Origin of the sequence: Nocardia sp. NPDC059177, assembly GCF_042755165.1 — a bacterium.
GTDB lineage: Bacteria > Actinomycetota > Actinomycetes > Mycobacteriales > Mycobacteriaceae > Nocardia.
The window spans coordinates 31,952-46,445 of sequence record NZ_JBHZBX010000007.1 but is presented as its reverse complement, the minus strand read 5'-3'; the positions used below and the strand labels follow the sequence as shown (position 1 = coordinate 46,445).

Below are 14,494 nucleotides of genomic sequence, written 5' to 3'. Positions count from 1 at the left end.
ATGGTCAGGCCTCCGTGGTGGCGCGCCCGGTGAGGGCGAGGAATACGTCGTCGAGATCGGGGGTGTGGATGGAGACCTGTGCGGCCTCGAGATCGTGGGCGGCGAGTCGATCCAGCAGGGCCCGCAGGGTTTTCGAGCTGCCGTCGCCCGGGATTCTCAGGGTGAGTGCGTCATCGTCGGCGGTCGCTTCGGGCAGAATCCGCACGGCCGCGGCCAGTTCCGTGGCATCGGCGAAGCGCAGCCGCAGGTGGCTGCCGGGTACCCGGCGCTTGAGTTCCTCGGCGGTGCCCTCGGCGACGATGCGGCCCTGGTCGAGCACCGCGATGCGGTCGGCCAGCTGATCGGCTTCCTCGAGGTACTGGGTGGTGAGGAAGATCGTCACCCCGTCATCGGTCAGCTCCCGCACGATCTCCCACATCGTGCGCCTGCTGCGCGGGTCGAGGCCGGTGGTCGGTTCGTCGAGGAACACGACCTGGGGCCGGGTGACCAGGGTCATCGCCAGATCCAGCTTCCGGCGCATACCGCCGGAGTAGCTGGACGCGGGCTTGTCCGCCGAGTCGGTGAGGTCGAAGCGGTCGAGCAGTTCGGCAATCACCCGCTTGCCGTCCCGGCCACGCAGCCGGTGCAGATCGGCCATGAGTTTCAGGTTCTCCGCGCCGGTCAGCAGATCGTCCACGGCGGCGAACTGGCCGGTGACCCCGATCGCCTTGCGGACCGCCTTGGTCGCGGTCGCGAGGTCGTGGCCGGCCACCTGGGCGGTGCCACCGTCGGCCCGCAGCAGCGTGGTCAAGACATTGACCGTGGTGGTCTTGCCCGCGCCGTTGGGACCGAGCAGCGCGAAGATCGTGCCCGCGTCGACGTGAAGGTCGATGCCGTCGAGGACGGTCTTGTCCCCGTAGGCCTTACGCAGCCCGGAGGCCGCAATTGCTGTGCTGTTCATGGCAATACCGTCGCCGGTACCGCTGATACCGGCCTGACACCGCCCTGACAGCCCCGCTGACGGAGCCCCCGCTACCCCGCGATCCGCTCGCGCAACCCCTCGGCGAAGGTGCGGGCGGCGGCCAGGTCCGCTGCGTCGGGGTGGCCCTTGCGGACGCCGCCGACGATCATCAGCGGCAGGAAGGTGTCGTAGCCGTAGCAGGAGAAGGAGTCGAGGATCTCGAATCCTTTCCGCTCCAGCGTGGCCGTGAAATTGCGCCGGTACCGGCGAAAACCAGGCTCGGGAAAACCGCTCGTGTTGAAGACGAAGGCCTTCCCCCGCTGCCCGTCCGGCAGGGCCCGCGCGAACTTGCGCAGCTCCGGGTAGAAGTCCATGTTCCGCACGCCCGACCCGAAGCCCACCAGGTCGTAGCCGGCCAGCTCAGCGGGCCCGATCTCCGCCGGATCCACCACCTTGGCCCCCAGCACCTCCCCGATGACCTCGGCGACCTTCCTGGTATTGCCGTGCGATACCGACTTGCACACGATAACGGCGTTCATCCCCAACTCCTGTTTCGGTGATTCGCGGCGACACCGATCAGCCCCCGCCCCCCGACCGTCTTACCACAGACAGCGAAGAAGGGCCCGGTCGAATGACCGGGCCCTTCTTTTGTGGAGCTAAGGGGAATCGAACCCCTGACCTTCTCGGTGCAGGTAGAACCGATTACCACAGACAACGGCAAGCAACAAATCGGACATCGGATCATCGTTCTGACCTGGCGAAACAGGATCGTGACGACAATCCTGGACAACTATCGACAACGGTGGACAACGGCGTGTTCAGCGCCGGTCGGCGTGGCGATAGTTGAGAGTAGTAGGCGGATACGCGCCAGCGACAGGCTCAACCGCAACTTCACCGCCACCGCGCCGAACCAGGTATGGGTGGCCCATCTCGGACTTCTTTGCGCAACCGCGCCAACTCGTCGCGTTCGGCGTTCGACAGGCCCGGCGAGGCCGGCGCAGTCAGTGACGGCGCCTGCTCGATGGCCTTCTTGATCCAGAGCCGCAGAGCCTCAGGGTGCACGTCGACCATCGGGCCGATCACGCGCGCGGCGGCGTAGGCGGATCCGTACTCATCGAGCCGTTCGAGAGCCAGACGCACGGCCTTCTCACGAACCTCGGGCGGGCAGCGCTTCGACATGATGGGGTCCATCTTCCTCAAAGACGGAAGCGGTCCCAAATCCGTGACGGTTCAACGGTGAGCAGGCAGCGGATGTTGCCGCCGTTGGTCGCGGCGGACAGATGCTCCCAACAGGCCTGTGCCAGTTCGGCTGCCGAGTTCAGGTGCCGGGCGTCGACCAGCGCCAGCGCTTTCCAGAACTTGCGGCCCACGCAGCGCGCGTGGTTGCGCCAGGCTGGGCGCCGATCAGGATCTCGTCGACGGTGTGGGTGTAGGTGCCGGTGCGGCGCAACTCCGCCATCGCCTCGCAGCGGCGCTCGGGCGGGGAGTCGGAAAGCTCCGGCAGCGCGAAGAATTCGTCGAATTCGCGCAGCCGCCGGCCCAGATCGAACGGGGTGGAGCCCCGTGTCACCGCGTCACGCGTCGAAGGTGGCTACGACCGGAGTGGTGTTCCGTGGAAAGTCGACCGCGTCGAGGATCTGCACCCGGACCGGATCCAGCCGGAGTACGCAGAACTCCGGGCTCGAGGGGCCGTCCGGAGCGAAATAGCTGACATTGTAACCACGCGGCGGCGGAGTTGTCATGAACAAATCCCAAACATATTTCTCCGTCTCGGGGTCTGTTACCCAACTCGCGACGGCCTCGCCCTGGACAGTGTTTTGTGCCGGACTCCAATAGGAAAAAGCGATGGTCGGATTCGCCTCCAGGTGGGCCACCTTGATGGGCGATTTCGGGGTCACGATCCATCCGACCGGCTTGCCGTCGACAAATTCCCACATGGGATGAAGGACGCGTGAACGCGGTCGACCGTTGCCGTCGACGGTCGTTATCGCACACCACACGATGTCGTCGGTGAACTGGACGAACTTATCCGCGATGGTATCGAACGGTACAGCCACCACAAACCCCCTTTGTGCTCTGACGCTAACACCATCGTCATGCGTGCCGTATGAAAGCCGTCGCCGGCCCGCAACCACAGCGATCCTGGGTCGCCGGTGCATTTAATCGATTTGGATCGTGTCCCGCTGGCTGCGCAGTGGTCAATGCCTCGTAGGGGGTGTGGGCGTACTCCTTTGGATACATACTCGCGCATCCGGGCGCTCGATAGGATCTGAATCACCGCAACATTTCAGGAATTCTAGCGCCTCGGCGAGGTGACAGGAACTCCGGGTAGCGGGAGCGTGTCGGGTCGAGGGGATTTTATATGCGCACAGCGGAAACATCCGCCTTGTACAGGATGAAGTATGTGACTTGCCGGCCGACATCGAACGATGAGATACGGACGAGATTCGAGTCGACCGGCGTAAAGGCGACGCGAAAATGAGCGCTATTCTTTCCGGGGCGGGATCGTCGCTGCCCGGCCAGGTGCTGACGAACGATCATTTCGCGTATCTCGATACCACCGACGAGTGGATCACGAAGCGCACGGGCATTCATGAGCGCCGCTGGATCGGGGAAGGTGAGAGCCTCGCCGGACTTGCCACGCAGGCCGCCGAGGACGCACTGAAGCAAGCTGGGCTCTGCGGTTCGGATGTCCAGCGAGTGATCGTAGCGACGTCGACCGGAGATCGCTTGGCGCCCGGCCTTTCGGTCGAGGTCGCGGACCGAATCGGTGCCAATTTTCCAGCCGCTTTCGATATCGCGGCCAGCTGCGCCGGGTTTCTCTGTGCACTGGACCAAGCGGTGGCAGCGATCGAAACGGACCGGGCCGAGCATGTCCTGGTCTGCGGGGCCGACGCACTGTCACGCATTACCGACAAGACCGACCGGGGCACCGTGGTCCTGCTCGGCGACGGGGCCGGCGCGGTGGTTGTGTCCAAGGCGCCCGGTGAGCTGCGGCCTACCTTCGCATTGGCTGCCGACGGAAGCAAAATGGACCTGCTCTATGTCGGCTGGGCGGATCGGTTGTTGCGGATGCAGGGTCGAGACATCTTCGATTCGGCGGTCCAAGCCATGGCGGATCATTCTCGACTGGTGCTCGAGCGCAGCGGTCTGACGGCAGAGAATGTCGACCTCTTCGTGCCTCACCAAGCAAATATCAGAATTATCCGTGCAGTTGCGCGAGAACTCGACCTGCCCGCGGACAAGGTATTCGTCAATATCGAAAAGGTGGCGAACACCTCGGCAGCCTCCATTCCGATAGCGCTGGCGCAGGCCGCAGCCGACAACGTGCTGCTGCCGGGCTATGTGCTCGGGCTCGCGGCCTTCGGCGCCGGACTCACGTGGGGCGCCGGGTTGATCACATGGAAGCCGACGAAGGGTGCGGAGCTATGACCAGCGAGACTCTTGCGGTAACGGACCGGAAGTTCGGCGCTGCTGGCCTGACCCGGCCGGTGGGCGTCATGGGCTCCGGTGTCTTCGTGCCCGACCGGGTCGTGCCGAATGACGAACTGGTGCACGGCCTGGACACTTCGGATGAATGGATAATCAAGCGCACCGGTATCCGTGAGCGCCGATTCCTCGGTGAGGGTTTGGCGACATCCGATATGTGTATTCCGGCGGCCCGGCAGGCGTTGCGTGCTGCCGATGTCCGGCCGGAGGACCTTGCGGCGGTGATTGTCGCTACCTTCACGCCCGATCAACCGTTGCCCTCCACTGCGCTGGTGGTAAAAAACGCGCTGGGCGCTGACAATGCTATTCCGCTGGACCTGACTCAGGTGGCCTGCGCGGGCCCGATCTACGCCATGCTGACCGCAGCCCATCTGCTGCAGAACGAGACCGCTGCCGCGGTGCTGGTGATCGGTGCCGACTGTGGGTCACGAGCGACGAATCCGACGGACCGGACCACTCGGGTATTCCTGGGTGACGCCGCGGGTGCGGTGGTACTGGGCCGCACCGAGACCGGTTACGGGCTCCTGTCCTGGGATACCGGAGATGACCTGAGCTTCGAGGTTCAGATCCCGACCGGCGGCTCGCGTCGACCGGCCGACGCCGAACGGGTGGTGGCCGGTGAGCACTTCCTGCACATGAACGGCCGCGCGGTATGGAATATCGCGACCACCCGGATCCCGCAGACCATTCGTCGCTCGGTCCGTCGGGCCGGTTTGGAAATCGGCGATGTACGGCACTTCCTCTTGCATCAAGCCAATCTGAACATCATCAACGAAGCGATGAGTGCGCTCGAATTGCCCGCGGACAAGGCGCCTTCGACGGTGGGGCGGTACGGGAATACCGGTGCCGCGAGCATGTTCACGGTCCTGCACGAGGCGATGGAGAGCGGACTCGACGATGGTGACGTGCTGGTGCTGGCGGCCATCGGTGCCGGCTTCCTGTGGGGATCGATGTGCATCCGCCACAACGACATCGGGCACGGTGCGTAATGGCTACCGAGTTCCTGGTCGAGGCCGAAGGGGACGTGGCCGTGGTGCGGCTCGCCGGAACGTCCGGCAACGTGCTCGACGCGGCCGTTCTCCGCGCGGGAGCGAAGCTGGCGCGCGACCTGGCCACTGAGCGGCCTGCGGCGCTGGTCGTCACCGGCGGTGATCGGTTCTTTTGCGCCGGGCTGGATTTGAAGGCGCTGTCGATCCTGGACAAGGCCGGCCAGCGTGAAGTGGTAGCCGGGTTCAACGAGTTCTATGCGGCTTGGTACGCGCTGCCGTTCCCGGTGATCGGCGCGCTCAGCGGCCATGCGGTCGCGGGCGGCCTGGTATTGGCGTTGTGTACCGATTACCGAGTCGGTTCGGTCGACGGGTACTTCGGGCTGTCGGAAGTGCGTGTGGGCGTTGCGATGCCGATCGTCGTGGACGCGATCTGCCGTGCCGAGCTGCCGGCTCACGCGGCCAGGGTTCTGCTGTTGGGCGGCGAGTTGGTAGACGCCGCAACAGCATTGCGCCTCGGCGTACTCGACGAAACGGTGGGCGAGGATGTGGTGGTGGCACGCGCTGTGGAGCTCGCGCGGGCGCGGGCCGAGCTGCCGCGAGCGGCCTACGCCGATCTGAAGGAGCAGCAGCGTGGTGGCCTCCGGGCGCAATTCGACGACTGGAACGCCCGGCAATCCGATCCCGCGCTCACCGCGTGGTTCGGCCCCGAGACCGCGGCAGCCGCGGCGGCCATCCTGCGGACGCCGGCCGAGCGCCGAAACCGGAAGGAGTCACCGAGTGCCTGAGGATGGGTCACCGACTCGTGGTTGCGCATTGGTGACCGGTGCGGCTCGTGGCATCGGACTCGCGACTGCCCACGCGCTGGCCGCGGACGGCTGGCCGGTGGCACTCAATTGCCGGAATGCCGAGGACGGCGAGGCGGCCGTATCGGCGATCAACGAAGTCGGGGGCCACGCAGTCCTTGCCCTCGGCGATGTGACGCACGACAGTGCCGTGGAGGCGATATTCGCGGAGCTGGAGCAGCAGTTCGGGTTCGTCGGTGTGCTGGTCAACAATGCGGGCATCAGTTCCGGCGGCCCGGTGACCGGAATCGACTGGGATCCGGTCATCGATACCAACTTGGCTGCACCGTTCCGGATCATCCGTCGCGCCCTGCCCGGAATGATGCGAAAAAGGTTCGGCCGGGTGATCAACATCAGTTCTGTGCTGGCCGCCCGATCGATTCCTGGCGTGAGTTCGTACGCGGTCGCGAAGTCCGGCCTCGATGCGCTGACCAGGTCGGTCGCGATCGAAGTTGCGGGGCGCGGGATCACGGTCAACTCGGTGGCTCCCGGCATCGTCGGCACCGAAATGACTACGGCGCTACCGCATTTCGAGAAATCGGTGCGTGCGGGTGTACCGATGCGGCGAGCTGCGGCTCCCGAGGAGATCGCCTCTGCCGTGGCGTATTTGGCCTCACCGGCGGCAGCGTACGTCACGGGCGTGACGCTCCCGGTCGACGGCGGGATCTCCGCCTCGGCTTTCCGGATTCCCTGATCTACAGGTACCAACCCACAGTGGAGGAATATATGTCGAACATGGCTTCACAAACTGACCGCGAAAAGTTCGAGGAGTTCGTGACAGAGCAGGTGTTGGCGATCGGCGTGGAGTCCAGTGAGATACGTCCACAGGCCACGCTGGAGGACCTGGGGCTCGACTCCTTGGACGTCGTGGAGTTGAGCCGCAGTCTCACCCGAGAATTCGAAATCGTCGTCAAACCGGTCGATTTCGAGGACGCGACGACGATAAGCGACCTCATCGATGTCATATGCAAGGTCGCGGACGTCGGATGAGCAGACGGGTCGTAGTGACCGGGATGGGTGCGGTGACACCGCTCGGGCTTGGCGCGGATGCGCTGCACAGCCGCGCGGTCACCGGCTCCGCGGGCCTGGTCGACGGGGTGGGCCGGTGTGAATTCGACCTGGGTGCAGTGCTGTCCCGCCGAGAGGCGCGGCGGATGGACCGGTTCTGTCAGTTCGCGGCCGTGGCGGGTGACGAGGCGGTGGCCCAGGCCGGTTGGTCGCAGGGACCGCCGTGCCCACGTGACCGGGTGACCGTGGTCATCGGGTCCGCCATCGGCGGACTGGGCACGCTGGAGACACAGCTGGACAACTTCACCCGGGCGGGCGCCGATCGAGTCGCCACCCTGACGGTGCCGATGTTGATGGTCAATGCCGGTGCCGCTCAGCTGTCGATGCGCTACGGGCTCCACGGCGAAGCCACGGCGCCGGCAGTGGCGTGTTCGAGTGGAGCGCAAGCGATTTGCGCAGGGGCCCGGGCGATCCGGGCCGGCGAGGCTGATGCCGCGGTCGTCGGTGGCGCCGAGGCGTCGACCGGCCCCTTCACCGCGGCAATGTTCGCGGCCGCGGGAGCGCTGTCGGCTACCGGCCGCTCGGTGCCGTTCCACCGCGATCGCGACGGCTTCCTGCTCGGTGAGGGCGCCGGGGTCCTGATTCTCGAGGCCGCGGAGGTCGCCGAGGCCCGGGGAGCGCCGATCCTGGCCGAGCTCGCGGGATACGGGACCCGGACCGACGCGCATCACCTCACCGCACCCGACCCCACAGGCGCGGTAATGGCACGCGCGGTGCGGGTCGCGCTGGCCGACGGCGGGATCGGCCCGGCCGAGGTCGCCTATATCAACGCACACGGAACCGGAACGCAGATCAACGACCGGGTCGAGGTGACCGCGATGCGCAGCGCCCTCGGTACCGGCCTTGCCGCGATACCGATCTCGTCCACCAAATCGGTGGTCGGTCACCTGCTCGGTGCCGCGGGCGCGGTCGAATCCATCGCAACGATTCAGGCGCTGCGGCACCGGACCGCCCCGCCCACTGCCGGACTCACCGTTCCGGATCCGGAATTGGGTGACCTGACGCACGTCCGAGCGGCGCGGCCGCTGACCTCGGTGGGCGCGGAGTGCGTGGGACTGTCCAATTCCATGGGATTCGGCGGCCACAACGTTGCTATTGCATGGAGAGCGTGAGCGATGACGATCGATTCTTCCCCTGTCTCGACGACTCCCCGCACCCTCGGCTGGCCCGCCCTGCCGCTTGCGGCCGATGGCTTGTCGCGCAGGGCTACCGTTCCGACGGAACTCGCTCATAAGCAGTGCATCGAGCAGGTATTCGTCACCGACGTTGCCCTCGACGACGACCACGCGGTCGCTCGCGCGGAGTTGCCTCGCCAGCACCTGTATTACAACGACGGCGGGGCCGGCTACTACGACACTCTCCTGCTGGCCGAAGTCATTCGCCAAGCGGTCGAGGTGATGGCGCATCGCGTGCTGAACGTGCCGTTGAGCAGCCAGTTCGTCCTGCGCACTGTCGACGTCGAAGTGGTCGATCCCGGCGCTGTCCGGGCGGGACGCGACGTCGCCGATGTCGTTGTCGCGCTACCACTTCGCCAGGTGCGGCGCAACGGGTCCGGTGTCCCCTACGCCGCGCGGGGGCCGGTGTATTGCTGGGTCGACGGTCTGCCCGCAGTCACCTTCGGTGGCACGGTGGGGTTCCTGGCGAGCGATACGTACACGCAGCTGCGAAGCGACAGCGGAGCGGGCTCGCACCGATTCCCGGTCGGTGACGCCCGCGGCGTGCCGCCGGCCATGGTGGGTCGCGTGCTCCCGGCGAACGTTCTGATCGCCGAGCCCGCCGGTGAGCCGTCCACCCTCGCAGCGACTGTCGTCGCTTCGGCATCGCCGGTCTTCTTCGACCGACCACTCGACCACTATCCGGGCATGATGCTCGCCGAAGCGGCTCGCCAGTTGTCGGTGTACGCGCTGGGGCTGTCCGGATCGGCGGTGGCGGATCGGGTCATCGTCCGCAGAGCTGTTCTGGAATTTGTTTCCTTTGCGGAATTGACCGGACCGGTTCGATGTCGTGTCGATTCGTGGTCCCAGTGTTCGGACGGCACGGAGACGGTCGTTGTCGCGGAACAGGACGGCCGGCTGCGATCCCGGTGCAGGTTCGTTATCGATCATGTTCCTCTCGACAACTGATCGTGCCGGCAGGATTACCGAGTTAGGAGATGGATATCATGGTGGAAACAGCACGGAAACAGCTTTACATCGGTGAAGGAGCAGAGCGTCCGCTCCCGTTCCCCGGGTTGGTCACCGCATCGAACTATGTGGTGCCCAACTTCATGACGATGGACTGGCACCGGGTCACCCCCGAGCAGATGGAGGCCAATATTGCCAGCCTCGGTGACCCGGGTGGCAATCTCAACGACGAAATTATGCTGTACGTCCATGTGCCGTACTGCAAATCGTTCTGCCATTACTGCAATTTCAACCGCTATCACTATCCGAAGCAGGACGAGGAGCGGCTGGAGAAGTACACCGATTACCTGATCAAGGAAATCGAATGGTACATGCGGCAGCCGTATGTGCAAGCTCGGAAGTTCACCTCGATCTATGTCGGCGGTGGCAGTCCGTCGACCTTGCCGTTGTCGGCCGTGGAACGGCTCAGTGAGTGCCTGGAACGCACGATTCCGAACTACGCCGACATCGAGAAATCGTTCACCGGTGAGCCCCGCACGCTCCGTCGCCCCGGCATGCTGCAGTTGCTCAAGGACCACGACTGGAACCGGGTCACCTTCGGAATCGAGACTCTCGACCCGGTGATTCACCGAAAGATCGGTCGCCTGGACACGCGCGAGGACGTCGATTCGGTCTTCAGCCAGATGCGTGACCTGAACTACAACGCGGATACCTGCGTCGACATCATGTACGACCTGCCCGGTCAGACCTTCGACGGGTTCGTCGAGGAACTTGCCGAGCTGGTCGACTGCTACCAGCCGACCGAGATCGACGGCTTCTCGACCATCTATCTGCCGTACCGCCCGCTGCACAAGATGATCCTCGACGGCCGCGCCGAGCAGCCGGGATCCGGTTGGGACGTGTTGGCCATGCGCGAACACATCTACGACGAGTTGCACGCGCGCGGTTACCACAACACCATCGCCGAGACCTACTCGAAGCATCCGGAGAAGAGCCAATACCAGACCGCGCACTGCGCCCGGCAGGATATTATCGCTGCTGGTTGCGCGGCCCGCGGAAACATCAAGGACATGGTCTCCATCAACCCGGACAAGGTCGATGAATGGCAGAAGAACATTGATGAACGTGGTGTGTCGACCGAAACGCTGCAATCGATCGGCCGCGCGGGCGTGCTCGACCGAATCATGGTGATGTTCCCGCGCTACAAGGAGCTGTCGAAGGAGCTGCTGGACGAATTCTTCGACCTGCCGGACTTCGACCGTGTGCGTGGTGTGATCGCCGAGCACATCGCCGCGGGTGTCGTCGAGGAGCAGGGCGATCGCTTTGTTGTCAACAAGCTGGGCGTCATCTGGCACGGCAATCTGCAGCACGACTACCAGCGGCACGTCATCAATGCGAACGGTGACCAGCTGATGCAGCATCTCACCGAATCGGCGGACAACTTCGACAACAAGAACCGGTTCGAGGTAAATTCGCAGACGCTGTACATAAAGGAGCACGACAAGGAATATCCGCGCCTGATGAAGTAGCAACATGTAGTTACCGGTGATGTCCATAGGTTGCGGCAGGCAAGCGTAGAAAGGTATGTAGATTGACATCGATCCGTATTGTGGAGTCGACGCCGAAAACGAAGTTGTCGATAATATCGTCCGTTCCGGAGAATCCCGATGCGGTCGCGCTTGTCCTGCCCGCCATGGGCGTCCCGGCGAAGTTGTACACCGACTTCGCCGAAAAGATGGCGGCCAACGGTATCGCCGCACTGGTGATGGACCTCCGCGGCCAGGGCGGCAGTGTGCCCAAGAGCAGTCGAAACGCGAATTGGACACATTCCGACCTGGTCGATATCGACGTACCCGCGGCCCTCGAGTTCGCGGCGAAGGAGTGTCCGGACCTGCCGATCTTCTTGATCGGGCACAGTCTCGGTGGGCACCTGGCGCTCATGCGTGCGTCACGGGCCCCCGAAGGGCTGGCCGGCGTGGTGCTGATCGCGAGTGGCTCGGTGTGGTTCAGGACCTTCGACGGCGTGCAGCAGCAGGTGAAAAGCCTGCTGGGCGCGCAGTTGTTCGCGCTCGTGGCCCGCACCTTGGGCTACTTCCCCGGTGAGCGGATGGGGTTCGGCGGTCGGCAGGCGACGGGAGTGATGACCACCTGGGCACGCCAGGTTCGTCAGGGAATCATGACCGACGACGGGAACACCTCCGGCAACGGCATTTTCGAGTGTGATCTGCCGCTACTGGCAGTACGCGTCGAAGGCGACACCTTGGCGACCGAGGCCGGGGTTCGCCGGCTGGTCGACGCGGTGCCGCATGCGCCACAGGCCGATTGGACATATACCGCCGCCGAAGCCGGCGGCAGGTTGGATCACTTCCGCTGGGCCAAGCACAGCGGAGCATTGGCTACCCGGCTGAAATCGTGGATGGACACCGTCGTCGCCGATACGCAAGAAGTCTCTCGATCAGAAGGCGAATCATGACACGGATAGGTCGTGAGCCGCGCACAGCGGTGGTTGTCGGTGGTGGTTGGTCGGGTATCGCGGCCGCTTGGTATCTGCACCGGCGCGGAGTCTCGGTGACGTTGCTCGATGAGCAGGCCGGGCTGGGCGGCAGGTCAGCGGCGGCAAAGCTCGGCGATCGTTCGATAACGCTGGGCGGCAAGAACATTGGTGTCCGTTACCGCGAATTCCGCGCCTTCGTGGCGGCCATGGAAGGCGGGGCGTTCGAGCACTTCGGCCTCAATTCGTCGCGCGTCGAGAACGGCCGGGTCGTCACGGTCGACGGCACGTCGCCGATCGCCGGGATCGCCGGCTACGCGCGGCACGCACGTCCGATGGATCTGCTGCGCGTGCTACAGCTCGTGCGGTACATCCGGGCAGACGAATCGAATCGGTTCGTGCGCGGTCCACAGTTCGTGGAACTCGCGAAGCGGCGCGGTGAGCCGCTGCTGGACCGCTTCTTCGGCCGCTATCTGCAAAGTTCGCTGATCCGGCCGATGACGGTCCGAATGAACGGAGCTGAGCCCGACGAATTCCAGCTCGCTGACTTCGGCGCCAACCTGGGCATGATGCTGGATCGGTTCGAGCAGCTCACCAACGGTCTGCAACCGGCGCTGGACCGATTCGCCAAGTGGGTCACCGTCGAAACCGAAACCACGGTGACCGAGCTGCTGACGGCCGACGGCCGCGTTACCGGTGTCACCGCTACCGATGCCGCGGGCGACTCCCGAACCTACGAGGCCGACCTGGTCGTCGTCGCGGCGCCCGCCCCGGCTGCGGCAGCACTCGTCGGATCGGAATTGCCCGCCCTCGCGACCGAGCTGGCGGAGATCCGGTACTTTCCGGCGACGGTGGTCGTGACCGAGTACGACCGGCCGGTCTTCGGTCCGGTCGCCCGGTCGCTGTTCTTCGGGCCCGACAGCGTCGTGAGCAATGCGGGTGCCTACGGAATCAATGATCGGCACCTCGTTCGATACACCTTCAGCGGCCGGGCTGCGCGTCCCTACCTCGCCGACGATTTCGACGAACTGCGCAAGCGTGCGGAAGATCAACTGTCCCCGTACTTCCCGCAGTTCGCCGGCGCCGAAGTCGTTGCGCAAACAGGTAAGCATTGGGCGCACGCCTTCTGCGCCTACAGTCACCGGCATGCCGATCGCATCGCGCGGATCGATACCGAAGCGGCCGCCGCCGGGATGATCATGGTCGGTGACTATCGCCGGGGCACGTCGATCGAGGCGTGTTTCCGCGGAGCCCAGGAACAGGTCCAGTCCGTCGATGGGACAAGGGATGTCATCGGCTGAGGTGACGTCCGGCTGGATGCTCCGAGTGGGACAGGTACTCGGGACGAGCGCGTGGCAGCGGGTCGGCCAGGATCGGATCGACGCGTTCGCGCAGGTGACCGGCGATCATCAGTGGATCCATGTCGATCCGGAGCGGGCTCGGCACGAAGGCCCGTTCGCCGGCACGGTCGCCCACGGGGCCTTCGTCTTGTCGCTGGTGCCGGTGTTCATCGCCGAGGTACTCGATACCCGTGACCTGCGGCTGGTGGTGAACGGTGGGCTGCATCGGGTTCGGTTCCGGACGCCGGTGCCCGCCGGTGCCCGGGTCCGGGGTAAGTCCACGCTGCTCGACGCCGGCCCGATTGCGTTCGGATGGCACCTCGTCGTCCGGAACGAGGTCGAGATCGACGGTGCGGTCAAGCCGGCCTGTGTGGCGGATCAGGTTCTGGTGCTGCATGTCTGAATCCGATGACGCTGTCCTGCTGGATCGAACGGGGGCAGTGGCCACGCTGGTCCTCAACCGGCCGAGCCGGCGCAACACACTCGAGCCGGCTGTGTTGGACGGACTGGTTCGACACACATCGACACTGCTCGAGCAGGGCGACGTGCGGGCGGTAGTGGTCACCGGCGCCGGTCGCGACTTCTGTCTCGGCGGCTCGCTCGATGACCTGGACAGGTCGGTGGCGGGGGATCCGTCGGATGCGACCGCCGAGTACACCAGGCTCACCGACGCGCTGGCCACCGTCGTACTCAACCTCACCGCTTTGCCGTGCCCGGTCATCGCCGCGGTGAACGGCCAGGCGGCGGGGGCGGGGTTCTCGCTCGCCCTGGCTTGTGATCTGCGCATTGCCGGCCGGAGCACCCGACTCAATTTCGCGTACGGCGCACTCGGCGCCGCCACCGACGGCGGAATGACGTGGCAGTTGCCGCGGATCGTCGGTCAGGCCCGAAGTCTGGAACTGCTGTTCGAGCAACCGGTCATCCGCGCGCCGCAGGCGCTGGCCGAAGGGCTGGTTACCGCGGTCGTTCCCGATGCCGACGTGCTGGACCGCGCTCGACAGCGAGCGCTGCGCCTGGCCGAAGGACCGCCGAACGCTCTCGCGTCCGCCAAACGACTGGTCCGCTCGGGCTGGACGGAGTCACTGACTACCCATCTACAGCACGAGCACGCGGCTTTCCTGGCCGCACTGCACAGCGGAGACGTCGCCCGCGGGCTCGCGGCCCGGCGTAACGGGGATGTGCCGTGCTTCGACGGTGCATGAAGGAGATCGA

General features: G+C 65.2%; 18 protein-coding genes. 12 read left to right on the top strand and 6 right to left on the bottom strand.

The genetic code is table 11. The features are described from left to right. Window positions 1-4: 4 nt before the first annotated feature. The 6 genes from ACFXK0_RS10980 to ACFXK0_RS10955 form a co-directional block, all read right to left on the bottom strand. Entirely contained in the window at window positions 5-940 is a 936-nt protein-coding gene (locus tag ACFXK0_RS10980; protein WP_379409888.1) for an ATP-binding cassette domain-containing protein, read from the bottom strand. 71 nt (window positions 941-1,011) lie between these two features. Beyond that, window positions 1,012-1,479, bottom strand: a complete 468-nt coding sequence (locus ACFXK0_RS10975; protein WP_379409887.1) for a flavodoxin family protein — start codon at window positions 1,477-1,479, stop codon at window positions 1,012-1,014. Window positions 1,480-1,831: 352 nt separating this feature from the next. After that, window positions 1,832-2,131 (bottom strand): transposase, encoded by a 300-nt coding sequence (locus tag ACFXK0_RS10970; protein WP_379409885.1) that lies wholly within the window; start codon window positions 2,129-2,131, stop codon window positions 1,832-1,834. A 5-nt stretch (window positions 2,132-2,136) separates the two neighbouring features. Continuing rightward, a complete protein-coding gene (locus ACFXK0_RS10965; protein WP_379409884.1) occupies window positions 2,137-2,310 on the bottom strand; it encodes a nitric oxide synthase oxygenase in 174 nt (57 codons plus the stop codon). Continuing rightward, on the bottom strand, window positions 2,259-2,510 hold the full coding sequence (locus tag ACFXK0_RS10960) for a hypothetical protein (protein ID WP_379409882.1): 252 nt from the start codon (window positions 2,508-2,510) through the stop codon (window positions 2,259-2,261). The genes ACFXK0_RS10965 and ACFXK0_RS10960 overlap by 52 nt, the downstream gene beginning before the upstream one ends. Window positions 2,511-2,514: 4 nt before the next feature. Next, a complete protein-coding gene (locus ACFXK0_RS10955) occupies window positions 2,515-2,997 on the bottom strand; it encodes a pyridoxamine 5'-phosphate oxidase family protein (protein WP_379409881.1) in 483 nt (160 codons plus the stop codon). Between the two features lie 421 nt (window positions 2,998-3,418). On the opposite strand from ACFXK0_RS10955, the gene ACFXK0_RS10950 reads away from it, so the two are divergent. The 12 genes from ACFXK0_RS10950 (at window position 3,419) to ACFXK0_RS10895 (ending at window position 14,484) form a co-directional block, all read left to right on the top strand. Then, complete coding sequence (locus ACFXK0_RS10950) at window positions 3,419-4,372, top strand: beta-ketoacyl-ACP synthase III (RefSeq protein WP_379409879.1); 954 nt, start codon at window positions 3,419-3,421, stop codon at window positions 4,370-4,372. After that, the gene (locus ACFXK0_RS10945) at window positions 4,369-5,418 is read left to right on the top strand and encodes a 3-oxoacyl-ACP synthase III family protein (protein WP_379409878.1); all 1,050 of its coding nucleotides are present in this window, start codon (window positions 4,369-4,371) and stop codon (window positions 5,416-5,418) included. Before ACFXK0_RS10950 ends, ACFXK0_RS10945 begins: the two co-directional genes overlap by 4 nt. Further along, entirely contained in the window at window positions 5,418-6,203 is a 786-nt protein-coding gene (locus ACFXK0_RS10940) for an enoyl-CoA hydratase/isomerase family protein (RefSeq protein WP_379409877.1), read from the top strand. The genes ACFXK0_RS10945 and ACFXK0_RS10940 overlap by 1 nt, the downstream gene beginning before the upstream one ends. Before the next feature lie 31 nt (window positions 6,204-6,234). Further along, on the top strand, window positions 6,235-6,954 hold the full coding sequence (locus ACFXK0_RS10935) for an SDR family NAD(P)-dependent oxidoreductase (protein WP_379409876.1): 720 nt from the start codon (window positions 6,235-6,237) through the stop codon (window positions 6,952-6,954). Window positions 6,955-6,986: 32 nt separating this feature from the next. Then, window positions 6,987-7,250, top strand: coding sequence for an acyl carrier protein (locus tag ACFXK0_RS10930; RefSeq protein ID WP_379409875.1), 264 nt, complete (start codon window positions 6,987-6,989; stop codon window positions 7,248-7,250). After that, window positions 7,247-8,440: a beta-ketoacyl-[acyl-carrier-protein] synthase family protein gene (locus tag ACFXK0_RS10925; RefSeq protein WP_379409874.1), complete on the top strand. Its 1,194-nt coding sequence runs from the start codon at window positions 7,247-7,249 to the stop codon at window positions 8,438-8,440. The genes ACFXK0_RS10930 and ACFXK0_RS10925 overlap by 4 nt, the downstream gene beginning before the upstream one ends. A gap of 3 nt (window positions 8,441-8,443) precedes the next feature. Then, on the top strand, window positions 8,444-9,451 hold the full coding sequence (locus ACFXK0_RS10920) for an AfsA-related hotdog domain-containing protein (protein WP_379409873.1): 1,008 nt from the start codon (window positions 8,444-8,446) through the stop codon (window positions 9,449-9,451). A 29-nt stretch (window positions 9,452-9,480) separates the two neighbouring features. Beyond that, window positions 9,481-10,980: a coproporphyrinogen-III oxidase family protein gene (locus ACFXK0_RS10915; protein ID WP_379409872.1), complete on the top strand. Its 1,500-nt coding sequence runs from the start codon at window positions 9,481-9,483 to the stop codon at window positions 10,978-10,980. Between the two features lie 62 nt (window positions 10,981-11,042). Beyond that, entirely contained in the window at window positions 11,043-11,924 is an 882-nt protein-coding gene (locus tag ACFXK0_RS10910) for an alpha/beta fold hydrolase (protein ID WP_379409871.1), read from the top strand. After that, window positions 11,921-13,243 carry an FAD-dependent oxidoreductase gene (locus tag ACFXK0_RS10905; RefSeq protein ID WP_379410153.1) on the top strand — a complete coding sequence of 441 codons (1,323 nt, stop codon included), beginning with the start codon at window positions 11,921-11,923 and terminating at the stop codon, window positions 13,241-13,243. The genes ACFXK0_RS10910 and ACFXK0_RS10905 overlap by 4 nt, the downstream gene beginning before the upstream one ends. Before the next feature lie 16 nt (window positions 13,244-13,259). Continuing rightward, complete coding sequence (locus ACFXK0_RS10900; protein WP_379409870.1) at window positions 13,260-13,685, top strand: MaoC family dehydratase; 426 nt, start codon at window positions 13,260-13,262, stop codon at window positions 13,683-13,685. 37 nt (window positions 13,686-13,722) lie between these two features. Further along, window positions 13,723-14,484, top strand: coding sequence for an enoyl-CoA hydratase/isomerase family protein (locus ACFXK0_RS10895; protein WP_379409869.1), 762 nt, complete (start codon window positions 13,723-13,725; stop codon window positions 14,482-14,484). Window positions 14,485-14,494 lie beyond the last annotated feature (10 nt).